At 62.6% G+C, this 22,937-nt stretch carries 23 protein-coding genes and 2 tRNA genes; 9 read left to right on the top strand and 16 right to left on the bottom strand.

Going from position 1 to position 22,937, the window contains the following annotated elements; genetic code table 11:
* Positions 1–3: 3 nt before the first annotated feature.
* A complete protein-coding gene (locus tag IOC69_RS01300; protein WP_290541712.1) occupies positions 4–1,053 on the bottom strand; it encodes an SAM-dependent methyltransferase in 1,050 nt (349 codons plus the stop codon).
* Positions 1,040–1,873, bottom strand: a complete 834-nt coding sequence (lgt, locus tag IOC69_RS01295) for a prolipoprotein diacylglyceryl transferase (protein WP_290541711.1) — start codon at positions 1,871–1,873, stop codon at positions 1,040–1,042. Before lgt ends, IOC69_RS01300 begins: the two co-directional genes overlap by 14 nt.
* 119 nt (positions 1,874–1,992) lie before the next feature.
* Here lgt and IOC69_RS01290 point away from each other — a divergent pair, with 119 nt between their 5' ends.
* The 5 genes from IOC69_RS01290 (at position 1,993) to IOC69_RS01270 (ending at position 4,689) form a co-directional block, all read left to right on the top strand.
* Positions 1,993–2,271, top strand: a complete 279-nt coding sequence (locus IOC69_RS01290) for an accessory factor UbiK family protein (protein WP_290541710.1) — start codon at positions 1,993–1,995, stop codon at positions 2,269–2,271.
* 189 nt (positions 2,272–2,460) lie between these two features.
* Complete coding sequence (locus tag IOC69_RS01285) at positions 2,461–2,964, top strand: YbjN domain-containing protein (protein ID WP_290541709.1); 504 nt, start codon at positions 2,461–2,463, stop codon at positions 2,962–2,964.
* Entirely contained in the window at positions 2,961–3,785 is an 825-nt protein-coding gene (gene proC / locus IOC69_RS01280; protein ID WP_290541731.1) for a pyrroline-5-carboxylate reductase, read from the top strand. Before IOC69_RS01285 ends, proC begins: the two co-directional genes overlap by 4 nt.
* 8 nt (positions 3,786–3,793) lie before the next feature.
* The gene (locus tag IOC69_RS01275) at positions 3,794–4,129 is read left to right on the top strand and encodes a tRNA-binding protein (protein WP_290541708.1); all 336 of its coding nucleotides are present in this window, start codon (positions 3,794–3,796) and stop codon (positions 4,127–4,129) included.
* Positions 4,130–4,137: 8 nt separating this feature from the next.
* On the top strand, positions 4,138–4,689 hold the full coding sequence (locus IOC69_RS01270) for an NUDIX domain-containing protein (protein WP_290541707.1): 552 nt from the start codon (positions 4,138–4,140) through the stop codon (positions 4,687–4,689).
* 299 nt (positions 4,690–4,988) lie between these two features.
* Here IOC69_RS01270 and IOC69_RS01265 read toward each other — a convergent pair whose 3' ends face one another.
* From IOC69_RS01265 to IOC69_RS01250, 4 genes are read right to left on the bottom strand one after another with little or no spacing between them, the layout of a single operon-like run.
* Positions 4,989–5,459: a hypothetical protein gene (locus IOC69_RS01265; protein ID WP_290541706.1), complete on the bottom strand. Its 471-nt coding sequence runs from the start codon at positions 5,457–5,459 to the stop codon at positions 4,989–4,991.
* A 7-nt stretch (positions 5,460–5,466) separates the two neighbouring features.
* Positions 5,467–6,807: an ATP-binding protein gene (locus IOC69_RS01260; RefSeq protein WP_290541705.1), complete on the bottom strand. Its 1,341-nt coding sequence runs from the start codon at positions 6,805–6,807 to the stop codon at positions 5,467–5,469.
* Between the two features lie 5 nt (positions 6,808–6,812).
* Positions 6,813–7,496, bottom strand: a complete 684-nt coding sequence (locus IOC69_RS01255) for a response regulator (RefSeq protein WP_290541730.1) — start codon at positions 7,494–7,496, stop codon at positions 6,813–6,815.
* Positions 7,486–8,016: a MarR family transcriptional regulator gene (locus tag IOC69_RS01250; protein WP_290541704.1), complete on the bottom strand. Its 531-nt coding sequence runs from the start codon at positions 8,014–8,016 to the stop codon at positions 7,486–7,488. Before IOC69_RS01250 ends, IOC69_RS01255 begins: the two co-directional genes overlap by 11 nt.
* Before the next feature lie 116 nt (positions 8,017–8,132).
* On the opposite strand from IOC69_RS01250, the gene IOC69_RS01245 reads away from it, so the two are divergent.
* Positions 8,133–9,020, top strand: coding sequence for a branched-chain amino acid aminotransferase (locus tag IOC69_RS01245; protein ID WP_290541703.1), 888 nt, complete (start codon positions 8,133–8,135; stop codon positions 9,018–9,020).
* 133 nt (positions 9,021–9,153) lie between these two features.
* Complete coding sequence (locus tag IOC69_RS01240) at positions 9,154–9,567, top strand: hypothetical protein (RefSeq protein ID WP_290541702.1); 414 nt, start codon at positions 9,154–9,156, stop codon at positions 9,565–9,567.
* Positions 9,568–9,861: 294 nt separating this feature from the next.
* On the opposite strand, the gene IOC69_RS01235 is transcribed toward IOC69_RS01240, so the two are convergent.
* The 9 genes from IOC69_RS01235 to IOC69_RS01195 form a co-directional block, all read right to left on the bottom strand.
* Positions 9,862–10,734 carry an HNH endonuclease signature motif containing protein gene (locus IOC69_RS01235; protein WP_290541701.1) on the bottom strand — a complete coding sequence of 291 codons (873 nt, stop codon included), beginning with the start codon at positions 10,732–10,734 and terminating at the stop codon, positions 9,862–9,864.
* The gene (locus IOC69_RS01230) at positions 10,734–13,640 is read right to left on the bottom strand and encodes a site-specific DNA-methyltransferase (RefSeq protein ID WP_290541700.1); all 2,907 of its coding nucleotides are present in this window, start codon (positions 13,638–13,640) and stop codon (positions 10,734–10,736) included. Before IOC69_RS01230 ends, IOC69_RS01235 begins: the two co-directional genes overlap by 1 nt.
* On the bottom strand, positions 13,637–14,371 hold the full coding sequence (locus IOC69_RS01225; RefSeq protein ID WP_290541699.1) for an NYN domain-containing protein: 735 nt from the start codon (positions 14,369–14,371) through the stop codon (positions 13,637–13,639). The genes IOC69_RS01230 and IOC69_RS01225 overlap by 4 nt, the downstream gene beginning before the upstream one ends.
* Positions 14,368–14,601, bottom strand: a complete 234-nt coding sequence (locus IOC69_RS01220) for a hypothetical protein (protein ID WP_290541698.1) — start codon at positions 14,599–14,601, stop codon at positions 14,368–14,370. Before IOC69_RS01220 ends, IOC69_RS01225 begins: the two co-directional genes overlap by 4 nt.
* 18 nt (positions 14,602–14,619) lie before the next feature.
* Positions 14,620–17,682 carry a BPTD_3080 family restriction endonuclease gene (locus tag IOC69_RS01215; protein ID WP_290541697.1) on the bottom strand — a complete coding sequence of 1,021 codons (3,063 nt, stop codon included), beginning with the start codon at positions 17,680–17,682 and terminating at the stop codon, positions 14,620–14,622.
* On the bottom strand, positions 17,675–17,884 hold the full coding sequence (locus IOC69_RS01210) for a helix-turn-helix domain-containing protein (protein ID WP_290541696.1): 210 nt from the start codon (positions 17,882–17,884) through the stop codon (positions 17,675–17,677). Before IOC69_RS01210 ends, IOC69_RS01215 begins: the two co-directional genes overlap by 8 nt.
* A 173-nt stretch (positions 17,885–18,057) precedes the next feature.
* Positions 18,058–18,134, bottom strand: a tRNA-Met gene (locus IOC69_RS01205).
* Positions 18,135–18,737: 603 nt separating this feature from the next.
* Positions 18,738–18,830, bottom strand: a tRNA-Ser gene (locus tag IOC69_RS01200).
* Positions 18,831–18,885: 55 nt separating this feature from the next.
* A complete protein-coding gene (locus IOC69_RS01195; protein ID WP_290541729.1) occupies positions 18,886–19,092 on the bottom strand; it encodes a hypothetical protein in 207 nt (68 codons plus the stop codon).
* A 167-nt stretch (positions 19,093–19,259) separates the two neighbouring features.
* Here IOC69_RS01195 and IOC69_RS01190 point away from each other — a divergent pair, with 167 nt between their 5' ends.
* Both IOC69_RS01190 and IOC69_RS01185 read left to right on the top strand, forming a co-directional pair.
* Entirely contained in the window at positions 19,260–20,294 is a 1,035-nt protein-coding gene (locus tag IOC69_RS01190) for a Fe(3+) ABC transporter substrate-binding protein (RefSeq protein ID WP_290541695.1), read from the top strand.
* Positions 20,295–20,501: 207 nt separating this feature from the next.
* Complete coding sequence (locus IOC69_RS01185; RefSeq protein WP_290541694.1) at positions 20,502–20,786, top strand: hypothetical protein; 285 nt, start codon at positions 20,502–20,504, stop codon at positions 20,784–20,786.
* 407 nt (positions 20,787–21,193) lie between these two features.
* Here IOC69_RS01185 and IOC69_RS01180 read toward each other — a convergent pair whose 3' ends face one another.
* Complete coding sequence (locus IOC69_RS01180; RefSeq protein ID WP_290541693.1) at positions 21,194–22,411, bottom strand: tail fiber domain-containing protein; 1,218 nt, start codon at positions 22,409–22,411, stop codon at positions 21,194–21,196.
* Positions 22,412–22,937 lie beyond the last annotated feature (526 nt).

Below are 22,937 nucleotides of genomic sequence, written 5' to 3'. Positions count from 1 at the left end.
GGATCATCCGAAGGGATAGGGCGCGCTCATGCCCGGCGAGGTGGCGCAGAGCAGCTTGAACAGGTTACCCATTTGCGCCCCGTCCGCAAGCCGCGCCATCTGGCGGGCGAGCGTTGCGCGGGTTTGGTCATCCGCCCGCAGCGCCAGCTGCGCCATGCGCTGCTCAAGGCCCATGGCCATGAGGAAGCCGCGCTGGGTCATGGCGTGATGCGCCACGGCGCCGCCTTCGCGCAGCGCGGCGGCCAGCTTTTCGAAATCGGCATGCGACGTGAGGTCGGCCTCGCCCGGCGCTTCTGTGAGGGGCACGAAGCGGTGCGCGCGCATGGCCTGCAGCGTGTCGCCCGGCGCGGTGCGGAGATGGCCATAGTCGATGAGGAGTGCGGCACCCGGATGTGCGGCGAGCCGCCCGCCGATGTGCCGCGCGATCTCGTCCCGCGCGGGGGCGAATTCCATCACGTCGCCGTCCTTGCCCATCGAGCCCGGCACGATTCCGCCCAGACCCATCGAGAGCCCGCCATCGGTGAGGCCGATCACCCGCTCGCGCCACGCACCCCCGCGGCGCTCGAACTGGCGGATGGGGATCGCGTCGAAGAACTCGTTGGCGATGAGGATCATCGGGCTGTCAGGAACGTCCCCGAGGCGGTCGTGCCAGGTGGCGGCCTCGCCCACTGCGCCGTGCTGCTTCGCGCGGAGCACGGGGCTGGTCTCGACGAGGTGGACGCTGGCCGCGGCAGCGAAGCGGGGCGCGGCCTTGCGCACCGTGCGCAGCACATCGGCCATCAGTGTGCCGCGGCCCGGGCCGAGTTCCACGAGGTTGATTGCCTCCGGTTGGCCCATGGCGCCCCAGGCCCCCACCGCCCAGACGCCGATCAGCTCGCCGAAAACCTGGCTGACCTCGGGGGCGGTGATGAAATCGCCCCGGTCGCCCAGCGGGTCACGGGTCATGTAATAGCCATAGCGGGGGTGGCCCAGGCAGAGGGCCATGTAGCGGTCGATCCTGAGCGGACCCTCGGCGCCGATCAGGCCGGTGAGGAAAGTCTCAAGCGGGGTCATGCCGGGACCTGAGGAGAAGCCAGATGCCCACCGCGCAGAGCGGCAGCGACAGGATCATGCCCATGGTGAGGAAGCCGCCGAAATAGCCGAGGAAGTGATCAGGCTCCCGGAAGCACTCGGCGAAGATGCGCGACAGGCCATAGACCAGCGCGAAAATGCCCGACGCCCGCCCCGGATGCTGAAGCGCGCCGTAACGGTGGGTGGCGGTCCGCACGGCGAGGAACAGGACGAGGCCCTCGAGCGCGGCTTCGTACAACTGGCTGGGGTGGCGCGGAACCTGCAGCTCGTCATGCGGGAAGACGACGCTCCAGGGCAGGTCCGCAGGCCGGCCCCAGAGCTCGCCGTTGATGAAATTGGCCAGCCTCCCCAGCCCGAGGCCCACCGGCACCGAGGCAGCGCCGAGGTCCAGCATCCGGTCAAGGCTGCAGCCGATCGAACGCCCATAGAGCATGCAGGCCACCACGACGCCGAGAAAACCGCCATGGAAGGACATGCCGCCATCCCACATCTTCACGATTTCAAGCGGGTGTGCGGCATAGAACAGGGGCTTGTAGAACAGCACGTAGCCGAGCCGGCCCCCCAGCACCACGCCGAGGATGGACCAGATGAAGAAATCATCGACCTGCCGGACCGTCATGGAAGGCCTCTGAGCGCCCCAGAGCCTGGAGTTCGTGACCAGCCGCTTCATGTACCAGGACGCGAAGACCAGCCCGGCGATATAGGCCATCGCATACCAGCGCACCGCGAAGGGGCCGAACTGGACGATGACCGGATCGACATGAGGGTAGGCGAGGACGGCGAAAAGGCCTGGGATACTCATGGCGGCGGACACTGGGGTCTGGCCCCTGCCCCGTCAAGGCGGCGGGGGGCGCGGCAAGGCCGCATCTTGAACTCGGTGGCCAGAACCCATAGCTAACACGTCAGGGGAGGAATACCGCCATGACCACCACGCAGACCCGCTTCTTCGACGAACTGGCCAAGCTGATGACGAATGCCGCCGGAGCTGCCCAGGGCCTGCGCCGCGAGGTGGACACCCTCGTCCAGTCCCAGATGGAGCGCTTGCTCAACAACATGGAACTGGTGAAGCGCGAGGAATTCGAGGCCGTGAAGGCCATGGCCGCAAAGGCCCGCGAGGAGAACGAGGCGCTTCATGCCCGGATCGCGGCGCTGGAAGCCAGGTTCGGCGCCGGCGGGGCCGACGGTTCACGGGCCGACTGAGCCGCCGCCCGGGCACTTCCCGTCATCGACGGGCGGCGCAATCGTTTCTGCGGGCGCTGCGGAAAAAAATCATTCCCCTGTGGAGGAATCACCTCCGCCCTCCGGTCGGCTGTTGATGCGACTCGATGTGTTGGGCAGTTTCCGCTCCGTGGCCCGGCGGATGATTCGTCAGCCAGCGGAGGAACGACGATGGCCCTCGAGGCCCTTGAACGCGACGCGGAGCCGGGCAATCCGCTCGACCGGGTGGAACGCATCGCCGAGGCCCATGAGTGGGCCTTCTCGCGCACCGACGCCCGTGAGGTGACGATGGACGTGTCCGGCGGCTGGAGCGGCATGTCGATCTCGCTCAGCTGGCGCGACGAGTTCGAGATCCTGCATGTGGCGGCGAGCCTCGAGGCGAAAGTGCCGCCGGGCCGCCGCGACGAGGTCGCGAAGCTTCTGGCGCGCATCAACGAGCAGCTCCTCGTCGGCCATTTCGACCTGTGGCATGCGGACGGCAGCCTGATCTTCCGCAACAGCCTTCTCCTCTCCGGCAATGCCGAGGCCAATGACGCGCAGTGCGAGGCGCTCATCCGTCTTGCCGTCGAAACCTGCGAGCGCTATTTTCCCGCCGTGCATTTCGTCGTGTGGGCCGGCCAGCCGGCCGGCCACGCGCTGGAGGCCGCAATGATCGATACATGGGGTGAGGCCTGATGGTGACGCTCGCCGGAACGCTGGTGCTGGTGGGGGCGGGCAAGATGGGCGGCGCGATGCTGGAAGGCTGGCTTGCCGGCGGGGCGGACCCTGCGAGGATCGTGGCGCTGGACCCCGCGCCGCCGCCGGAGACGAAGCAGCTGATCGGGCGCCATGGCATCCGTCTCAACCCCGATGTCGCGGCGATCCCGGACGCCGAGGTGGTGGTGATTGCGGTGAAACCGCAGCTGATGGAGGAGGTTCTTCTCAGCATCTCCCCGCTCAAGGCCTCGAAGCCGCTGGTGCTGACGGTGGCGGCGGGCAAGACCATCGCATCCTATGAGCGGCACTTCGGCGCGGACGCCGCGGTGATCCGCACCATTCCCAACACGCCCGCCGCGGTGGGCCGCGGCATCACCGCCATGGCGTCCAACGCCAATGTGACTCCCGGCCAGCTGGCCCTGGCGCGCAGGCTGCTGGAGGCGGTGGGCGAGGTTGTGACCGTCGAGAACGAGGCGATGATCGATGCGGTGACGGCGGTTTCGGGTTCGGGGCCGGCCTATGTATTTTACCTCACCGAATGCCTCGCCGCGGCGGGCGAGAAGATCGGGCTGCCGAAGGAGCTGGCCGCGCAGCTGGCCCGCGCCACCGTGGCGGGTTCGGGCGAGCTGATGCGCCAGTCCGGCACGGACGCAGCCGTGCTGCGCCAGAACGTGACCTCGCCCAGGGGCACCACCCATGAGGCCCTCCAGGTGCTGATGGCGGAGGACACCGGCATGAAGCCGCTGTTCGAAAAGGCCGTGGCCGCCGCCCTTCGCCGCTCGCGCGAACTGGCCAGCTGAGAGCAGCGATGACGGCCAGTTTCGATGATTTCCTGAAGATCGATGTGCGGGTCGGCACCATCATCGGGGTCGAGCCCTTCCCCGAGGCACGCAAGCCCGCCTTCAAGCTGAAGATCGATTTCGGGCCGGAGATCGGGGTGAGGAAATCCTCCGCCCAGGTGACGAAATACTATACGCCGGAGACGCTGATGGGCCGCCAGGTCGCGGCGGTGGTCAACTTCCCGCCGCGCCAGATCGGCAAATTCATGTCGGAAGTGCTGACCCTGGGCTTTCCCGACGGCGAGGGCGACGTGGTGCTGGCAGCGGTGGAACGGGCGGTGCCGAACGGCGGAAGGCTGTATTAGGGCTGGCCGTGCGCACCCGGGCCTGCGGCATCCTGGTTCATGAGGGCAAGGTTCTCCTGCAGCGCAAAGTTCACGAGACGATTTGGGCGCTGCCCGGCGGACGGGTGGAAGATGCAGAAACCGTCGAGGCCGCGCTCGCCCACGAGTTTATGGAAGAACTTGGTTGGGACGTGCAGGTGGGCCGCAGGCTTTGTGCATTCGAGAATACCTTCGAACATGACGGCTCGCTGATCGCGCAGCTTGAGCACTGTTTTCAGATTGTGTTCGACAATCCGCCCGAGGCTATTGTGCCGCACGACGCGACGCTGACATTTTGCTGGGCTGCGTGTCAGGAGCTTGAACGACTGGATGTGCGGCCCAAGGCGATCAAGGACGCGCTCATCAACACCATACTCCCCCAGCACCGTCATCCCGGCGAAGGCCGGGATCCAGCTTCTGGCAGTGGCGTGCGGGGTAAGCTGGGCCCCGGCTTCCGCCGGGGTGACGGCAATGAGGGGCGCAGCTGGATAGAAATCCATTTTTGGAATTTAGTCCTTGACAGCGCGCGCTCGGTGTGGTAGGAAGGCGCATACTCCGAAAATCCGTTCAGGGAAGTCATCGCGGCGCAGGCCGGGGTGATGGAATTGGCATTGGGGTGTGCGGCGGTCAGTAGGGAGGTGTGATGTTCGCTACGGTGTGGCGCATGGTGGTGGCGCTCTTTGCCCTGGTTGCTGTCATTGCTGGGAAGCCACCGACAGCAGCACTCGCTCGCGGTTCATCATCGCCGGGCTTGTCTCGGCGATCCTTTTGGGGGTGGCGGAAAAGGATGCCCGGGATGAACCCGGGCATGATGGAATTCAAGGAGCGGGGCGTTGCCGTCTCAGCCCATCCCGAACATCTTTTTCCAGCCGTTGATGGCCTGCATCCACGGGTTTCCGGCGGCGGGGCCCTGGCCCCAGATGTCCATGGGGGGCTTCATGCCGAAGATCTTCTCGTAGCTCTCGAGCGTTGCCTTCCAGGCATCGGCCATGGAGGCGAACTCCCTGACGCCCGCACCCTGGACCCCCGGGGGCTCGGCGATCATCTGGCCCAGCTTTTCCCAGTAGTTCTGGGCGTTCTGGAGATGAAGCATCCAGGCGTCGTTGACGGGGCCGGGCGGGATCACCTGGTGGCCGGCGCGCATGGCGAGGAACAGGAACTTGCGGTATTCCTCGATGGCTCGCTGGGCCATTTCGGCGTTCTGGCCCATCTGCCTCCGCATCACGTCCATAAGCGGCGCGAAGGCCTGCAGGCCTTCGGAATTCATCAGGTTGAGCCTGAGCCAGAGCGGGTCGAGGCGGAAATCCATCATGCGTCCCCTATACAGGAATTTGCACCACGGCGCGAAGCCCGCCTTTCGGACTGTCGCCCAGGTGCAGTTCGCCGCCATGGGCGCGGGCAATGTCGAGCGCGATCGCAAGACCGAGGCCGGTTCCCGTTTCGTCGAGATTGCGGGCATTGTCGAGGCGAACGAAGGGCCGGAAGGCATCCGCCCGCTTGTCCGGCGGGATGCCCGGACCATCGTCATCGACCAGCAGCGTCAGCATGTGATTGGCCACCGTGGCCGTCACCCTCACGGTTTTGGCATAGCGCACGGCATTGCCAATGAGATTTGCCAGGAGCCGGCCGAAGGCGTTGGGCTTGACGCGCACCATCTGGCCCCGCGGCACGTCGATCTCGCAAGTTCCATTGCGGCAGGCGCGCGCGGCATTCTGGACGAGGCCCGCAAGATCGACCTCCCGCGGGCTTTCCCCGGCGTCGCCCCTGACGAAGGCAATATAGGCCTCGAGCATGCGCTGCATCTCGTCCACGTCTTCCTTCAGGGGCTGCACCCTGGGGCCATCGCCCAGCACCGCGAGCTCCAGCTTGAAGCGGGTGAGGATGGTGCGCAGGTCATGCGACACGCCGGCCAGCATGGCGGTGCGCTGCTCCACCTGCCTTGCGATACGGTCCCGCATGTCGAGGAAGGCCTCGCCCGCCGCCTTCACCTCGCGCGCGCCGCGCGGGCGGAAGACGCCAAGATCGCGCCCCGTGCCGAAGCTCTGCGCCGCACGGGCGAGATCGGTGATGGGGCGGATCTGATTGCGCAGGAAGACGATGGCGATGCCGAGCAGCAAGACCGAGGACAGCAGCATAAGGACAAGCAGGAAACCCGTGGAGGTGGCGAAGGTGCGCTCGCCCCTGGTGCGGAAGTCAAAGATGACGCCGGGCGCGGCCAGCACCTTCACCCCGACAAAATCCGGCTGCTGGCTGATGTCGAGCCAGAAGGGGCGGTTCATCTGCACCGTGAGTTCGCGCGTGAGGCGTGTGTCGGCGCGCGAGAAGAAGGGCGTGGGCAGCGGCTCCGGCAACTCGCCGCGCGTGATGGTGAGCCCGAGACCCAGGGTGTTGTTGGCGAGATTCTCGATCCTGTCCTCGGCCGCCGCGCTCCTGTCCGAGTCGTGGTAGAGCTGCACCAGCATGGCCACGTCGCGCGCATAGCTCCGCGCCAGAAGGCGCGTCACGTTCTCGAAATGCCGCTCGAGAATGAGGCCGGTCATGATGGTCTGCAGCAGCACCACGGGCGCCACAAGAATGATGAGGGCGCGCGGGAACAGACCCTCGGGCATGTGGCGCTCGAGGAAGGTGTTGAAGCGGCTGTAGAACCAGTTCCCTGCCATGGCGCTCAGCCGGTGTGCAGCACATAGCCCGCGCCGCGCACCGTCTGGAGATAGACGGGGTTCGAGGGATCGTCCTCGATTTTCTGGCGCAGCCGGTTGATCTGCACGTCAACGCTGCGCGCGCCCTCCTCCGAGCCTTCGGGGGCGAGGTCGCCGCGCGTCACCGTGGTGCTGGCGTTGGCGGCGAGGATGCGCAGGAACTCCCGCTCGCGCGTGGTGAGGCGGATGAGCCCGGCGCCGCGGCGCAATTCGCCGCGCTGGATATGAAAGGTGAAGGGACCGAAAACCACCTCCGGCCGGCCGCGGGCGGGCTGCTCCTGCCGCTTCAGCAGGCCGCGGATGCGCAGCAGGAGCTCGCGCGGCTCGAAGGGCTTGGCAAGATAGTCGTCGCTGCCCGTCTCGAGCCCCGCGATGCGGTCCGGAGTTTCGGCCAGCGCCGAGAGCATCAGCACGGGAACGGAACTTCCCTCCGCGCGCAGCCAGCCGGTGAAGGACAGGCCGGTCTCGCCCGGCATCATGATGTCGAGCACCACAAGGTCGAAGGCCACGATGCGCATGTGCCCGCGCGCCTCCGCCGCGCTGGCCGCCACGGAAATGCGGAAGCCGTTGTCCATGAGATAGGCCTGGAGCAGGTTGCGGATGCGGCGGTCGTCATCGACCACCAGAATGTGCGGAATGTCATCCACCATCTTGAGCGTCACCCGGCAGGCCCGCGCGGCCGATCCAGTCGCGCACCGTCTCGCGGTTGGCGGGCGAGACCATGCGGTAGAGCACCGTGCGGTAAAGATGCGCGGCATCGCCCTCCGGCAGCGCCACGGCGCGCCGGATGCGGCCGATCTGCGGGTCCATCAGGCGCTGGCGCAATTCCTCGCCTGCCTCGGTGAGATAAAGCAGGCGCTGGCGGCGGTCGGCCTCGCCTTCCTTCTGGAAGATATAGCCCTTGCCGATCAGCTCCTTCAGCACGCGGCCGAGGCTCTGCTTGGTGATCCGCAGAATATCGAGGAGCCGCTGAACGGTCATGCCCGGGTCGCGCCCGACGAAATGCAGCACCCGGTGGTGAGCCCGGCCGAAGCCGTATGTGCCGAGAATCTCATCCGGATCCGACACGAAATCGCGGTAGGCAAAGAACATCAGCTCGATGAGCGCCACCGTCTCCTGCTCGCTCAGGAGTTGCTCGCCCGTTCCCTGGGCAGAAATTACGTCAGCCATATTGACATATTTACCCCGGATCGCTACGCTTTGCCAGTCGAAAGTTAAGAAAGGGCGCGAAAGGCTGAAAAATCAGCCCCTTGGCGCCCTTCTACCCCGGACAGGAGCGGCTCAGCATGGCAACCATTCCCTTCGACCAGCGCGACGGTTGGATTTGGTTCAATGGCGAAATCGTGCCCTGGAAAGAGGCCAGGGTGCATGTGCTGACCCACGGCCTGCACTACGGCTCCTCCGTGTTCGAGGGCGAGCGCGCCTATGACGGCGCGATCTTCAAATCGGCGGAGCATTCGATCCGCTTCAGGAAATCCGCCGAGATCATGGACTTCGAGATCCCCTATTCGGTCGAGGAACTGAACGCGGCCAAGGACAAGGTGGTGGCGCTCAACGGCGGCGGCGACCAGTACGTCCGCCCCGTGGCCTGGCGCGGCTCCGAGATGATGGCGGTCGCCGCCCAGCACAGCAGGATCCATGTGGCGATCGCCACCTGGGCCTGGCCCTCGATGTTCGATCCCGAAACCAAGATGAAGGGCATCAGGCTCGACATCGCGGACTACCGCCGGCCCGACCCCGCCTGTGCGCCGGTTCATGCCAAGGCGGCGGGCCTTTACATGATCTGCACCATCTCCAAGCACAAGGCGGAGAAGAAGGGCTGTGCCGACGCCATGATGCTGGACTGGCAGGGCCGTGTTGCCGAATGCACCGGCGCCAACATCTTCTTCACCCGCGACGGCGCCATACACACGCCGATCGCCGACTGCTTCCTCAACGGCATCACCCGCCAGACGGTGATCGCTCTCGCCAGGGAACAGGGCCTCGAGGTGATCGAGCGCCGGATCCTGCCGGAAGAACTTCCCAGCTTCAATGAATGCTTCATCGTCGGCTCGGCGGCGGAGGTGACGCCGGTCGCCGAAATCGGCCCCCACAGCTTCAAGCCCGGCAACATCAGCCGCACCATGATGGACAGCTACGCCAATGCGGTGCGGCCGAAGTCAAAGGCCGCCTGAGCCATTCATCGGCGGTTCATCGGCGATCCCTTAGAACAAGAATCGAAGCGGCCCGTTCCATGCCGCTGCCACATTACCGTCGCGGTCAGGCCGCAACGGAACGTCATCTTCGCGAGCAGCACAGGAGGCTAACTTGTTTCATCCGCTTATCTCCGCCGTCCCCTCACGCCTTATCGCCGCAGCCGCCGCGGTGAGCCTGCTGGCGGCCACGGCCCCGGACGCGCGCGCCGACAAGAAAATCAGCAACACGGGCGCGGCCATCGTCGGCGGCATCGCGGGGCTTGCCATCGGCGCCGCCATCGCCGACAGCGCCAACCGCAATCGCAGGGATTATCAGCCGCGCTACCAGCCCTATCCCCCGCCGCCGCCCTATGCTTATGCGCAGCCCTATCCGGTCTATTATCCGCAGCCGGTCTATCGCCCCGCCTATGCCAGGCCCTTCAGCCCGGTGGCCAGCGTGGTCTGCTATCCGGACCGCGGGCTCTGCTTCAATGAATCCAATGGCTCGATCGCCAACAAATGGACGGCCCGCGTCTTCGGGAACTGACCGCACGGACCGATCGCCTGGCGCGGGAGAGGCCTGAGCCCCGCCCCCGCCGGCACTGGCGGCACAGTGCGATGCCCTGATCATCGGCGGCGGTTCCTCCGGAACCGCTGCCGCACGGCGGCTGGAGCATGATCCGCAAAAGTGGAACCGCTTTTGCGACAAGATCATGCTCAAACTGTTGACCCGACGCATGTTCTGTCCAGGCGATTCCGCCTGAACGGAACATGCGCTGGAGCAGAAGACAATCGGCCGCATCATCCTTGTCGAAGCCGGCAAGAGCGACGGGGGCGACCTCTACGCCGCAAACAGGAAGTCGTCCGGGTTGAGGGCCGCCATGCTCACGCCCTGCAAAGTGATACTGCCAAGACCGCCAAAATCGAAGACCGTATCCGCGTTGACCTGGCTCGCCACCGCCATCACCTCGGCATAGCTGTCGCAGGCGCTTCCAAGTGAGAGCTGAAGCACGTCGCCTTCGCCGACGCCGGCCGAGAAGTCCGTGACCACATCGAAGCCGAAATTGCCGTCGAATACGAGGCGGTCGTTGCATGCACGGCAGCAGGGGACGATATTGCCGAGACGATGTTCGCCAAGTGACTGCTTGTTGATAGGCACCACGTGATCCATCACCACATCGCCCTCCTGCCCGCAATAGGCGCAGCATCCACCAAAGGCGTCGATCACCTGCAGCCAATGATTTTGTCCAAAACTCTCCATGCCCAGATTGCTCAAGATGTTCCGCACCAGCGGATTCTGGGCATTGCCGATCGCGTTGCCCTTGAACCGGCTGCGGGCGGCGCGCGGGGCCCTTTCGACTGGCATATCCTCGGCACTTTCAGCACCCGCGACAACCCGGGCTGCGTCGATCATCTCGATCCCGCAGCGCTCCTGATATTGGACAAGACTGGGTCGGCTCTTGCTGATTGGCGGGTCATACCATTGGCTGATGACACGGACGGAAATGCCGCTCACGACGTAAACCTGTGACCAAAAGCGCCGATTTTCCAATGCCGAAATTTCCGCAACCGGCTTACAGAACGGAAAATTCACATCCAGCGTGTCCGTCGAATAGGCGCGATCACACAACCGATAAAACTCTGAATGATCATGCTTTTCGCAGTATTCAAGGATGAACGGGATGTAGTGCCGAACCAGATCGCCAATTCTCATCACTCCACCCCGAACACTTTCATCACCTCGTCGCCGAGGTGATTGATGACCTTCACGGCGATGCGGCCCGAGGCCGGTTTCGCGAAGGGGCGCGAGGTGTCGGAATGGAGGCTGTCCCAGGCTTCCTGATCGATCTCCGCCTTCAGCGTCGTCTTCAGCGCCTTGTAGGGATCGTTCGCGCCGAGGAAATAGGCGTGGCGGACGAAAAAGCTCTCCTCGTTGTAGTCGGTGTCGAGCATCCACAGCGCGATGCCGTCGGTGCCCTCCGAAATCACCTCGCCGGTCTGCGGCTTGAACACATCGACGCCGAACACCTTCACGCGGATGAGGCCGTCGCCCGCATCCTCGATCTTGATGTCGGGCTCGCCGAAGATCACGAACAGATTGCCAGCACCTGTCGCCTTGAGGTCGGCGCCCATGTGCAGGTCGGGGTTCATGCGGGCTTTGAGCACCGGCACGCGGCCGAGCTTGTCGAACTCGGCGGAATGGGCATCATAGTTGAAGGCGCAGGCGATCAACACGTCGAAGCCCGCATCGCCCGCCTCGCGCGCGGCGGCGACAAGATCGGGGCGGGACACGGTCCCGAATTCCGGGCCGATGAAGATGCCCGCGCGCTTCATTTTTGCGCTCGCGGCAATCGGCTGCGCCGACGCCTCCGCGGGGGCGGCCTGACCGGCCGGCGGGCGGTCGCCCTTGCCGCCTGCGGCGGGAGTCTCGCCCTCCGTGAAGAGCCCTTCCGCGCAGATGAAGCGGCCCGGCCAGCCGGTGAGCGCGGTGAAGGTGATCCGGTCTTCCTTGTGCGCTTGCTGCACGCCAGCGGCTTTCAGGTTTTCAAGGATCATGTGCGCGAAGTCGGTGACCGCATCGCCCTTCTCCGCCGCCTTGCGCTTGCCGTTGGCGGCTTGGAGCACATCGACGAGTTCATCGTTCCAATCGACCGCCAGCGTGCGATGCGGCGAGAGGCTTTCGACCGTGAATGGTCCCGCGACGCGAACGCGGCTATTGTCCGGATATGGCTTGTCGTAAAGAAATTCGGATTCTGCCTTGGCTGAGATCGAGGCGTCGATCTCCTTTTGCCGGGCAATGCGTGCTTCCCACCATTTGACATGAGTTGATTTTGCCTCGGTGGACCACCCTGCCGCAGCTTCTCGCGGGATTTCCCATTCTTCCCATGCTTTGCCGAGCGTGGCGTTAAGTTTGGCCCGCAAGGGGTCCAGGGTTTCCTGCCAAGTCTCCCAGATCGTATCGATCTCTTTGTTGTTGGCGATGTCTTTCAGAGTGATGTGCGGAACGCGCTCGTAGACGAAACCGTGACGAATATCGCCACGAGTTTGCGTGGTCTTCGGCGGAGTTCGGGTGACTTCACCTTCTTTGCGCTGTCCTTCCGGAGTGTCAGCGAGCAGATAGTAAGGATATCGAGCGCCCATCAAACGCGACCGCGCCAGCGCGACAGCCACGCGACTTGTATCAATGGTGATCCAGCGCCGTCCCCATTGTTCGGCAACATAGGCGCTGGTTCCAGATCCACAGGTGGGGTCCAAAACCAAGTCACCGGGATCAGTTGTGAGCAAAGGACACCACTGAACTACAAACTCGTTCGTCTCTACTACATACCTCTGATCGCGAGCGCCAACCGTGTCGGTCCAAGTCAAATTCAGTTTTGTCGTATCATCGTCCGACAATTTCATAACATATCGAAGAAATTTCCCTTCGATCTCAAACCGCCCCGCCTTTGCGACGCGTTCAAGTTTTTCAGTACCCGACGGATAACATTGTCCCGGCGCTGGTGGCCATTTCTTCCCTTGGTAGGGAAGATCATAGACATCCTTCGCACTGAAGGAAGGAGGCCACATCGAAACGAGCCTCAACGGATCGCCTGCTGGATTTCCAGCTAGATCAGCTTTAGAGAATTTGGTGCGTGTGATGTTATCTACCTGTCGCCAATTCCAATGGAAATCGCCAGATATATCGATGCTCTTGTAAAGCCGCCTGAATTTGGTTTTTTCTTTGTTTTTTCCAAACCAAACTATGTAGTCGCCCATTCTCTCAAGATACGTGGCTCCGAGAGGCATGGTTTTCTTACGAAACCAGATCAAGCCGATGAAATTCTCATCGCCAAACACCTCATCCAACAATGCTCTTACCCGGTGCACGTTTTCATCACCGATCTGGACGAATATGCTCCCGCTCTCATGCAAGAGATCGCGCGCCACGGTTAGCCGATCGCGCAAATACGTGAGGTAGGAGTGGATACCGTCTTTCCACGTATCCCGGAAGGCGCGCACCTGCTCAGGTTCGCGCGTGATCTGGTCCTTCGCGCCGTCCTTCACGTCGCGCGATGTCGTGCTCCACTGGAAATTCGAGTTGAATTTGATGCCATAGGGCGGATCGAAATAGATGCATTGCACCTGACCGCGTAAGGACTCGCGCTCGGCCAGGCTCGCCATCACCGAAAGGCTGTCGCCCGAGATCATCCGGTTCGACCAGTGCTGGTCGTGCTGGTAGAACTCGGTCGCGGCTTCCTTGTCCTTCAACCCGTTGAAATCGGCGAAGAGATCGGCTGGTGGCGGTGCGGCCTCGTCAGCGCGCTTCTTCGCCTCGCGCTTCAGATCATCGATGATGACCTTCGGGTGCACCTTCTCCTGAATGAAGAGGGGCGGTGCTGCGACGATCAGATCGGACCAGTCCTGCTCATCCTTGCCGCGCCAGACGAGCTGCGGATCGAGATCGCGGTCGCGCGTGGCCCTTGGGCCATTCGCGTCATATGGAATGCGGCGCTCGTAGCTAAGCTGAACCGGAGATTTCTCCTCCTCGCGCATCACGCTTTCATATTCCGCCGTCGGGATGTTGCGGCGCGTGGCCGCGTCGTGCTTCAGCGCTTCAACGGAAAGGGGTTTCTTGGTCACGTGGCTTCGTCCTCATCATCGTCCGCCGGCACTTGTGCGTTCGCGGCGGGTGTTCCGGGCTTGGGGAAACCGCTGCGCAAGCCGTCAATATGTTCAAAAAGCTCTGGTGAAATACTACGCCAGAGGGGATCAAGGATGACGCGCACACCTTCCCGCCGGGCGAGCTTCGACGCCGGAACAAAATCGCTGTCGCCTGCCACCAGCACGATCGTGTCAACCTGGCGCTTCAGGGTGACAGACGCGATATCGGTGCCAATCCGCATGTCGACTGCCTTTTGTCGAAGACCGGTCGTAAAATCCTCGTCGGTCAATTCGGCGACATTGATCTCGTTCTTGAGAAGGCGCTTCTGAGCGTCTTCGCGAAGGATCCATCCGCGTTCGCGACGCACTTCACCCAGCCGCACGGCCATATGCGACATGCGCCGGAGCTTTTCAAAAAGATCAAGCCGGAAGACGGCTTCAGGCGTGCGGGAATAGTCAACCGCCCGCTTTGACACTGGGAGATGCTCTTTTCCCAGATATGGCTTCGCATCATAATAGAATGATCGATAGAGCAACGCACGCTCGTGCGGCAATCTTTCAATCTTATTGCGATGCTTGAGGTAGGAGGTGATCAACCGCTGGATCGCGCCTGCAACCGACTCTGCATTTTGGATATCGGCGTGCGGGAAAACCGTCGGCAATCGCTTGAGGAAGTAGCCCCCATCAATAAGGATAGCCAGCTTTGTCATGCTGCCGCCCCCAGAAGCGCAAAAGCCCCAAGGGGTCGGCTGCGTTCATGATCGCGAGGATCGCAGCGTACTGCCAAGGGGCGGATGAACATGAGCATACCTTTAGCAGTGCTAAAAATCAATGAATTTCTCTCGACACTGCGGCAGGCCATCGCCTTCGGCTTGAGATCAGCGCGGCTGATCTCAAGCCTTTTGCTCTGGCCTGCCTGGTCCTTTGCATCCTCGCTCATCACATCGCCTTTGACGCTTCAGCGTGCATGGTCCACTCCCAACGGTGCCAGACCCGCCATCAACCTTCCAAACTCCGCCTCGATCTCGTAGACGGCTGTGAATTCGGCAAAGGCCCAGCGGCCGAACTTGGCCAGGTTGTTCACACCTGGCACCCAAAGGCTGCGCATCGTGTTGGCCTTTTCCTTCGCGTCCTCACCGCGAAAACCCTTGATCTCGACGATCAGATTCAGCGGCTCCGCCTTCCCGTCATTCACCTGCACGACGAAATCGGGGATGTATTTGCGTGGTCTGGAGCCCATCAGATAGGGCACTTCGAGGCCGAGGTTCTGGTTCTTGACGTAGGCGCGCACGGATGGATGCGCCTCGGCGACGCGGCAGAATTCGGCTTCCCAATCGCTGTCGCAGACCACCCAGTTGACATGGCATTTCGGCGGCGGGCCGTTCGTCTGCCAGCGCGTTTCCTTCGAGGTGGTGAAGTTCACATAGGCCGTCGAACCGGTGGGGTTATAGGCGTCGAGGATAGCCTTGACGGGGTTCCCGCCGACGAGGCTCAGCGTGATCGCGGCCTTGATCCGCTCCGCCGCCATATCGGCGATCTCTTTGTAGATCAGTTGGGCGGGATAGGCGCCGCCCGTGCATTTGAGATAACCGCCTTCGAGCCACTGGCGCGTGATCCGCTTCAACTGGCCGAAAAGGTGAAGCTTCGGCTCTTCGCCGGGATCGCGATACTTATTGTAGAGCAGATGCTTTGCCAGGTGGAACAGGATCGTCGAGGACCGCATATCTTCCAGATGCGCGATCGTCAGATCGATGCCTTCGCCAATGATCCCCTGGTTCTTCGTCACCGACGGGCCGACCAGCTGCGGCGTGAGGTTGAGGACATGGTCCGGGCCGAAGGTGGCTTCCAGCCGCTCGTCGGGCAATTCGACGCGATAGCCTTCGACGCGCGGGAAGACGATTTCCAGGGAATCTCGATCCGGCTTCACGGCATGGACGCGGACGGTTTCGCGCGGCCTGGCCGGAGGCGAAACGACCGGCTTGGCGGCAAAGTCGAACGGGATGCCGAGCACGTCCGCATATTCGACGTTGAACAGCCCTTCGTCGTTCAGGTCGTATGACTGGCGGCGCAGGCCGCGGCCGACGACCTGCTCGCACAGAAGCTGGGTGCCGAAGGCGCGAACGCCGAGGATATGCGTGACGGTGTTCGCATCCCAGCCTTCGGTCAGCATGGAGACCGAGACCACGCAGCGGATCTGCTCGCCGAGCCTGCCCTTCTTGCCGACCGTGTTCATGACTTCGCGGAGCAGCGTGGCTTCGTCGATGGCGTCGCCCGCGTGTATGTCGCCGGTGCGCTCGATCATCTCGCGGCGGAACCGTTCGATCTCGTCGGCGGCCATTTCGCGGAAGTCCTTGTCCAGCGCTTCGCCGGATTCGAGCTGCGCGCTGTCGATCAGAATCGTGTTCGGCCGCGCGATGCGGTTGCCGAAGTCGTCGTAGTTTCGGAACAGCGCCAGGCGCCCGTTCTCAAGCGTGGTCGATCCGTCGTCGTTCTCGCGATGGAACCCGGAAACGTATTTGTAGATCAGCTCGGACGTGGATGTGTTGTTGCAAACGACGATGAAGACAGGCGGCACGCCTATCCCCTCGTTTTCCCAGAGTTCGAATGTTTTCGCGTAGTGGCCATAGAGGGTTTCGAGCGCCGTCAGGAGTTCGGCGGGCAAGCTCAACGGATCGAGCGATTTGCCGGATGCGCCACGCCCCTTCTTCGGCAGTTTCTTGCCGATATGATCCCAGAGATTTCGGAACTTCGGCGTATCGCCTCCCGGCACGTTGTCGGCGACGGGCACGCGCGGCAGCTTGACGATGCCGCATTCGATGGCGTCCATCAGCGAGAAATCGCTCATCGTCCAGGGGAACAGCGTGCCCTCGATGTAGCCCGATCCGCGCAGGAAGAACGGCGTCGCGGAAAGGTCATAGACCAGCGCCAGGCCAAGCTTGCGCTTGACGGCTTCAAGGCCCGAAATCCACATCCGCGCGGCCTCGTTGTTCTCCTTCGCCTCGTCCTTCTCTTCGCCCTTCAAGTCCTCCTCGGTTTCGCCCGTCGCATCCTTCACGCGCTCGCGATAGCAATGGTGCGCCTCGTCGTTCAGCACGACGACGTTCTTCATGCCCATCAGTTCGGGCATGACGCGCTGAAGCATCTGGCCTTCGGTTTCGAGGGTTTGCAGCTTTTCGCCCCGCCATCCTTCGATCGCCGTCCGTGTGCCCTTGGCAACCTCCATGCGCTCGCGCAGCTTGAAGGCGTGATAATTGGTGATGACGATCTTGGCGCGGTCGATATCCGCCAGCATGTCGGGCGGTACGATTTCCCGGTGCTTGTAATAGCTCTCGGGATCGTTGGGGATCAGGACACGCAGACGATCGCGAATGGTGATGCCCGGCGCGACAATCAAGAAGCCGCGTGAGAACTGCCTGCTGTTCGGATGCCGCACGGCATTGACCGTTTGCCACGCAATCAGCATCGCCATGACGGTGGTCTTGCCCGCGCCAGTCGCGAGCTTCAAAGCGAGGCGAAGCAACTCCGGATTGGCCTGCTCGTTGCCACCCTTGATGTGCGCCCAGAACTTCGCGACCCGCGCGCCCAGCTTCGGCGCGACCTCCACAAGCCATATCGCCGTCTCGACGGCTTCAATCTGACAGAAAAACGGACGGATGCCTTCGAACTGATGATGTCGCCAATGCTTCAGGAGGCGAGCGGTTTCAGGTGTGACCAGCCACTGATCGGAGTTCGGCAGATTGCGCCAGGTTTCGACGTAGGTCCGGATCTCGTTGATGATCGGTGTTGGGTTGTATTCCTGTTTCCCGGTCGAAAGGTCGTCGGCGCCGCCAAGGACAAGCGAACCTTGCTTCTGGTTCTGCCGTCGCTTCTTCGGCTTCGGGACCGGCGTGATCAGGTCCGAACGTCGGCGCGTCTCGATAATCTGGTTCGTCGGCTGCCCATCGGCATCGAACTCCCAATGCCGCGCAGGAAAAGCGTAGGGTGTATTGAGGATCGGCTTTTCGAAGAAATGCTCAGTCATGCGCGTCACCTTTCGAGGCTTCGCCTTTAACCGCCGCCTTTTGATCTTCAATCCACTGTTCGAGATCGGATCGCTTGAAACGCCACTGCCCACGCACCTTGAACGCAGGAAGCTGTCCGCGCTGCGCCATCGTGTAGACAGTCTTCTCGGCAACCTTCAGCAATACCGCCACCTCAGGGAGCGTGAGAATGGAGTCCGGCATGGACCCGTCCTTTCTCGATTCGAGTGCTCAAAGGATGCCAGACTTTGCCAAACCTGACTAGGCGTGCTTCCGAATGCCCCCAAAAAACGGACACAGTGCGGACATGAAGCAAAAGCCCCGCGGCCGAGGGCCTGCGGGGCTTTGCGTAAGCTTTTGAATTCACTTTCGGATTTTGGTTGCGGGAGCCAGATTTGAACTGACGACCTTCAGGTTATGAGCCTGACGAGCTACCGGGCTGCTCCATCCCGCGTCATGAACGCAGCTACTACGTAGCAATGCCTGTTCCGTTTGTGAAGCCCTCATGACAATTTTCTTTTCGCTTTGGAAAATGTCGCGGCTCGGATCATTGTATCGGCGGGAAAACCGCGGTCTGGCGCTCAATCGCCGGAAAGACAGGGTTCAGGCCCGCGGGGTCCGCCGCAAGACGGACCGTTTCGCGAAGGGGTCCGGCCATCCGGCGGGGCCGCGTTCTTCCCGCAGGCCGGTTGGGCTCGAGCATGATCCGCAAGAGTGGAACCGCTTTTGCGATGAGATCATGCTCAGGCTTTTGATCCGGCGCATGTTGCGTCCAGGCGATTCCCAATGAACGAAACATGCGCTGACGGTTGCAAGATGCCCGGCTTGCCGTCGCCCCGCACCGCCAACACCACCGTCGTCATCGCCTTTGGCATCGCAACCGGCGCTTTGGCCGGGGTCCATGTCCTCGGTCATGCGCAATGCCGGGATCGATGCGGAAACCTTCGTGCTTGGCCTCTCACTGTCGATGGTGCTCACTGTGGCCGCGCTTTGCGAGCGCCTGCCCGGTCAGACACCACACCACGACCGGGGGCACTGCCCTCGCCGAGGGGTTAAGTGGCGGAGACGGAGGGATTCGAACCCTCGATACGCCTTGAAAGCGTATGACGATTTAGCAAACCGTTGCCTTCAGCCTCTCGGCCACGTCTCCTGCTTGCGGCTTTTTGCCGTGATTTGACGGGGGATGCAAGCCTGCCGTGGCTGGCTTAAGCTTCAGGCGGCGGCGCCAGCGGGAATTCGGCGAGCAGGCGCTGCTCGAGTTCGACGAGGTCGGCGGGCACGTCCATGCCGGTGGCGCGCATCTGGGCCAGCTCCTGGTGGACCTGCTGATAGAGTTCATGCAGGTCTTCCGGCTGGTCGTTCATCTCGCCCAGCAGGAGTCCGATCTGCGCCTTCAGTTGCTCGAATGCCATGGTCCACCATTTCGATTGCTGGCCGAAAACCATCATAGCCGGTCCCGCGCCCGGCTTCCAGCCTGGAACGATTCTAATCCTGACTATTTTACTCGGTTTTTATTGACAGGCCCTGCCCCGGCGCGTCATACAGCGCGCAGGGATTGTTTCGCTTCAGGGAGTTGCCCATGCCTGCCACCCGCCGCCAGATCATCGGTCTCGGTCTTGCCCTCGCCGTCGCCGCGGGGGGCGGCGGCGCGGCGCAGGCCGCTGCTGTGGTGAATGTCTATTCCTACCGCCAGCCCGAGCTGATCAAGCCGCTGTTCGACGCCTTCACCGCCAGGACGGGAATAGAGGTGAAGGCGGTCTTCGCCGACAATGGCCTCGTCGAACGCCTCGCCCAGGAGGGCCGCAACAGCCCGGCCGACCTGCTGCTCACCGCCGATGCCGGGCGCCTGGTCGAGGCCGCTGGCCGCGGCCTCGCCCAGCCGGTGAACGACAGAGCGATTCTCGACAGGGTGCCGGCCAACCTGCGCGACAAGGACAACCGGTGGTTCGGCCTCACGATGCGCGCCCGCGTCGTCTATGCCTCGCGCGAGCGGGCGCCGGTCACCGCCATCACCTATGAGGAGCTGGCCGACCCCAAGTGGAAGGGCAAGATCTGCATGCGGCCCGGCAACCATCCCTATAATCTGGGCCTCATCGCCGCGATGATCGCGCACAAGGGAGAGGATTATACGCGCCAGTGGCTCCAGGGCCTCAAGGCCAACCTCGCGGTGAAGCCGTCGGGCAATGACCGCAGCCAGGCCAAGAGCGTGTTTGCGGGCGAATGCGACCTGGCGCTGGCCAACACCTATTACATGGGCAAGATGCTGACCGAGACGAAGGAGCCGGAGCAGCAGGACTGGGCCAGGTCAGTGAAGATCGTGTTCCCCGCCTCGCCCGATTTCGGCACGCATGTGAATATCTCCGGCATGCTGCTCACCGCCAATGCCCCCAACAGGGACAATGCCCTGAGACTGATGGAATTCCTCGCCGGCGACGAGGCCCAGGCGCTTTATGCCAACGGCAATTTCGAATATCCGGTGAACCCCAAGGTGCCGGCCAACGCCGTCGTCACCTCATGGGGCAGCTTCACCCCCGACACGCTGAACGTCGCCGAGATCGCCAGGCTGGAGCCCGCAGCCTCGAAGCTGGTCGACGAGGTGGGCTTCAACGATTAGCGCATGTTCCGGTGAGGTGGAGTCACCTGGTCGGATCATGCGCCAGACCAAAAGCTTGAGCATGATCTTATCGCAAAACCGGTTCCACTTTTGCGGATCATGCTTTGAGGACCGCCGGGAGGGGCTGAAAAGTTAAGGTTCCGGGTTGCGGATTGTAGATGCTTTTTCAACCATACTCGGCTATCGTATGCGTGATTGGAGTTGATCATGCGTTATTCGATAATGGCCGCCGCGGCGGTTTTTGCCCTTTCGGCTCTTCCGGCGCTGGCGGATCAGAACTTCATCCCCATGGGGCAGGACTACGGCCTCGGCAAGGATGCCGCGCCGCCGCTCGACAGCGAGCAGAGCAAGTTCAACGCCCAGGTCGATATCTATCAGTCCGAGGTCTATAACCGGAACCTCGCCAGGAAGCAGTTCGACAGCAACATCTTCAACCTCACCCAGGAGCAAACGCCGGACAATCTGGGGGATGACAACCAGCTCGACTATTGATCCCGCGCCGACAATCCGCATGACCAGCGAGGGCCGGATTTCCGGCCCTTTTGCTTTTTGCCAGAGAGCGTTTTGAGGTTCGGCATCACCCTGCGCTCCTGCAAGAGTTCGAGCATTACCGCACTCGCCAGCCGCTCTCGGGCAATGGGCGTCAATCGTGCCGTCTTGTGAATTCTCATCCGGTTCTCTTCGAAGAAACTGCAGTGTCACAACCACAGCTTCCTCGATCCGGACCGGATCGACAAACTATTGAGAGATCACAGCTGGCGCAACGGGCCCTCATATGCATTCGCACGTGAGGGCGAAGCGTTGCGCGAGCGATTGGCTTCGGATCAACCTTCGCTTCAATAGCCAAACTATCCCGGTCCGCGCCCGGCCGGCCGATGCGCGCCGGGTGGGCGCGGACCTTATGGCTGGCTGGCCGCCAGCTTGATGGCGGATGGCGCGGCTGCAAAGCGGCTCACCGCCAGCTTGAGCGCGGCCAGTTCGGCTTGCATGGCTTCCACCTTCGCATCCGAGGCAGCCAACTTGCTTTCGGCAGCAGCCAACTTGGCTTCGATGCCCGCAAGTTCGCGGTTCTGCTTCTGGTATTCGTTGAGCAGCAGGCTGGGCAGCACCTGATAGGCCACCGATTCCGGCGTGCCGTCCTTGTTGTAGATCACGAGGCCTGGCATCGCCTGCTCGACCTCCTCGGCGATCAGGCCATACTGGAGCGGCTTGCTGCCATCTGCATCAGCCTCCTTGTAGCGGAAGGTGACGGGGCGAAGCTGCATCAGCGGGCTGCTGGCCTCGCCCATCGGCTGGATGTCGTCCTTGTAGCGGCGCGAGCTCGAGGTCACGCCAAGCTGCCCGTCAGCGTTCACCACCACTGACTGCCCGCCGGTGACCGTGGCACCACGGATACCGGCGATGAAGGTGCGGGTCTGGGTGCCCTGCGCGCCGACGCGGATCGTGTTCAGATCGGCGGCAGTGCCGGTGTTGCCGATGACGATATTGTTGCTGCCCGTCGTCAAGTTGAGGCCAGCTTGAAAACCGAGTGCGATATTACCGGTGCCGGTGGTGTTGTATAAGAGCGCGTTGTAGCCGTTTGCGGTATTGCCGCTGCCGGTCGTGTTGGCGTAGAGCGCGTAGCCGCCGCTCGCGGTGTTGTTGCTCCCAGTCTGGTTGCTGTAAAGCGAGCTGACGCCGCTCGCGGTGTTAAGGGCGCCGGTCGTATTGGAGTAGAGCGCGCTTGCGCCACTGGCGGCATTGTTGCCACCGGTCGTATTGCTGAAAAGCGCCGAAATGCCGGCTGCGGTGTTAAAGCTACCGGAGGTGTTCCGCGTGAGCGCACTGGCGCCACTCGCGGTATTTCCACTGCCACCGGTGTTGTTCTGCAGCGCACCGGCGCCGCTGGCCGTGTTGAGGCTGCCGGTGGTGTTTCTATTGAGCGCCTGAACGCCGATTGCAGCATTGAAGACACCAGTGGTGTTGCTCGACAGCGCTGCCGTGCCGATGCAGGTGTTATTGTCTGCATTGCTGCCGGTGCCCGGCACACAGGGGCCGGCTTCGGCGGCGGTGGGAAGCCCCGCTGCGGCGGCGAGAGCTACAAGCGCGGCGGTAAAAGCATGATGGCGTTTTAGCATGAATGTCACCCTTTCTGGAGCTGATGGCTTGACTTGGCACTGCACTGCGAAAAGCCGTGGCGGGCCGGGTCATCACCACAACCGCAAGCCGCGTTCCCGGCGCTAACAATTTATCCGAGTTTGTACCGCGCGCAATCATGTTCGGCGCGCGCGTCCGCTGCGGCATAGCCAAACATAGGCCTTCTTTCAGCTGTGCATGTTTGAGAAGCTTAATCCGCGCCTTTGCAAAGGGTGCGTCACTTCATGATCACAACGTTCTCAATCCGGACCGGATGGGCAGGCCGTTGACCGGTCTCATCTGGCGCGTTGCTGCCGGATGGGCTCGACTGGCCGGCAGCAAGGCACACGAGCCCGGCGGCTTATGCATAATCTTGGCGCAAAGGGGTGTCCTCTTTGGCGCATTTTGCCCTAGGAGCCTGTCTGGAAAACAGCCTAGACGGCGGGGATAGAATTTGATTCACTCGGGTTATGAGCAAGACATTTCGATCGTGGGAAGTAGATCAGGCGTGGCTTTTGCCGGCTTCGG

This window comes from Aestuariivirga sp. (genome assembly GCF_020252405.1).
GTDB lineage: Bacteria > Pseudomonadota > Alphaproteobacteria > Rhizobiales > Aestuariivirgaceae > Aestuariivirga.
Note: the sequence above shows the minus strand (reverse complement) of the source record. Positions and strands in the feature narration are given on the sequence as shown.

What these genes read in the sequence shown, in the direction of transcription:
- IOC69_RS01275 (WP_290541708.1), top strand. Translation starts at nt 3,794, where the DNA reads ATGACGGCCAGTTTCGATGATTTCCTGAAGATCGATGTGCGGGTCGGC.
- IOC69_RS01245 (WP_290541703.1), top strand. Translation starts at nt 8,133, where the DNA reads ATGGCAACCATTCCCTTCGACCAGCGCGACGGTTGGATTTGGTTCAAT.
- lgt (WP_290541711.1), bottom strand. Translation starts at nt 1,873, where the DNA reads ATGAGTATCCCAGGCCTTTTCGCCGTCCTCGCCTACCCTCATGTCGAT.
- IOC69_RS01210 (WP_290541696.1), bottom strand. Translation starts at nt 17,884, where the DNA reads ATGCCGGACTCCATTCTCACGCTCCCTGAGGTGGCGGTATTGCTGAAG.
- IOC69_RS01285 (WP_290541709.1), top strand. Translation starts at nt 2,461, where the DNA reads ATGGCCCTCGAGGCCCTTGAACGCGACGCGGAGCCGGGCAATCCGCTC.
- IOC69_RS01225 (WP_290541699.1), bottom strand. Translation starts at nt 14,371, where the DNA reads ATGACAAAGCTGGCTATCCTTATTGATGGGGGCTACTTCCTCAAGCGA.
- IOC69_RS01195 (WP_290541729.1), bottom strand. Translation starts at nt 19,092, where the DNA reads ATGGCATTCGAGCAACTGAAGGCGCAGATCGGACTCCTGCTGGGCGAG.
- IOC69_RS01180 (WP_290541693.1), bottom strand. Translation starts at nt 22,411, where the DNA reads ATGCTAAAACGCCATCATGCTTTTACCGCCGCGCTTGTAGCTCTCGCC.
- IOC69_RS01185 (WP_290541694.1), top strand. Translation starts at nt 20,502, where the DNA reads ATGCGTTATTCGATAATGGCCGCCGCGGCGGTTTTTGCCCTTTCGGCT.
- IOC69_RS01235 (WP_290541701.1), bottom strand. Translation starts at nt 10,734, where the DNA reads ATGAGAATTGGCGATCTGGTTCGGCACTACATCCCGTTCATCCTTGAA.
- IOC69_RS01215 (WP_290541697.1), bottom strand. Translation starts at nt 17,682, where the DNA reads ATGACTGAGCATTTCTTCGAAAAGCCGATCCTCAATACACCCTACGCT.
- IOC69_RS01220 (WP_290541698.1), bottom strand. Translation starts at nt 14,601, where the DNA reads ATGAGCGAGGATGCAAAGGACCAGGCAGGCCAGAGCAAAAGGCTTGAG.
- IOC69_RS01190 (WP_290541695.1), top strand. Translation starts at nt 19,260, where the DNA reads ATGCCTGCCACCCGCCGCCAGATCATCGGTCTCGGTCTTGCCCTCGCC.
- IOC69_RS01265 (WP_290541706.1), bottom strand. Translation starts at nt 5,459, where the DNA reads ATGATGGATTTCCGCCTCGACCCGCTCTGGCTCAGGCTCAACCTGATG.
- IOC69_RS01290 (WP_290541710.1), top strand. Translation starts at nt 1,993, where the DNA reads ATGACCACCACGCAGACCCGCTTCTTCGACGAACTGGCCAAGCTGATG.
- IOC69_RS01255 (WP_290541730.1), bottom strand. Translation starts at nt 7,496, where the DNA reads ATGGTGGATGACATTCCGCACATTCTGGTGGTCGATGACGACCGCCGC.
- IOC69_RS01260 (WP_290541705.1), bottom strand. Translation starts at nt 6,807, where the DNA reads ATGGCAGGGAACTGGTTCTACAGCCGCTTCAACACCTTCCTCGAGCGC.
- IOC69_RS01250 (WP_290541704.1), bottom strand. Translation starts at nt 8,016, where the DNA reads ATGGCTGACGTAATTTCTGCCCAGGGAACGGGCGAGCAACTCCTGAGC.
- IOC69_RS01300 (WP_290541712.1), bottom strand. Translation starts at nt 1,053, where the DNA reads ATGACCCCGCTTGAGACTTTCCTCACCGGCCTGATCGGCGCCGAGGGT.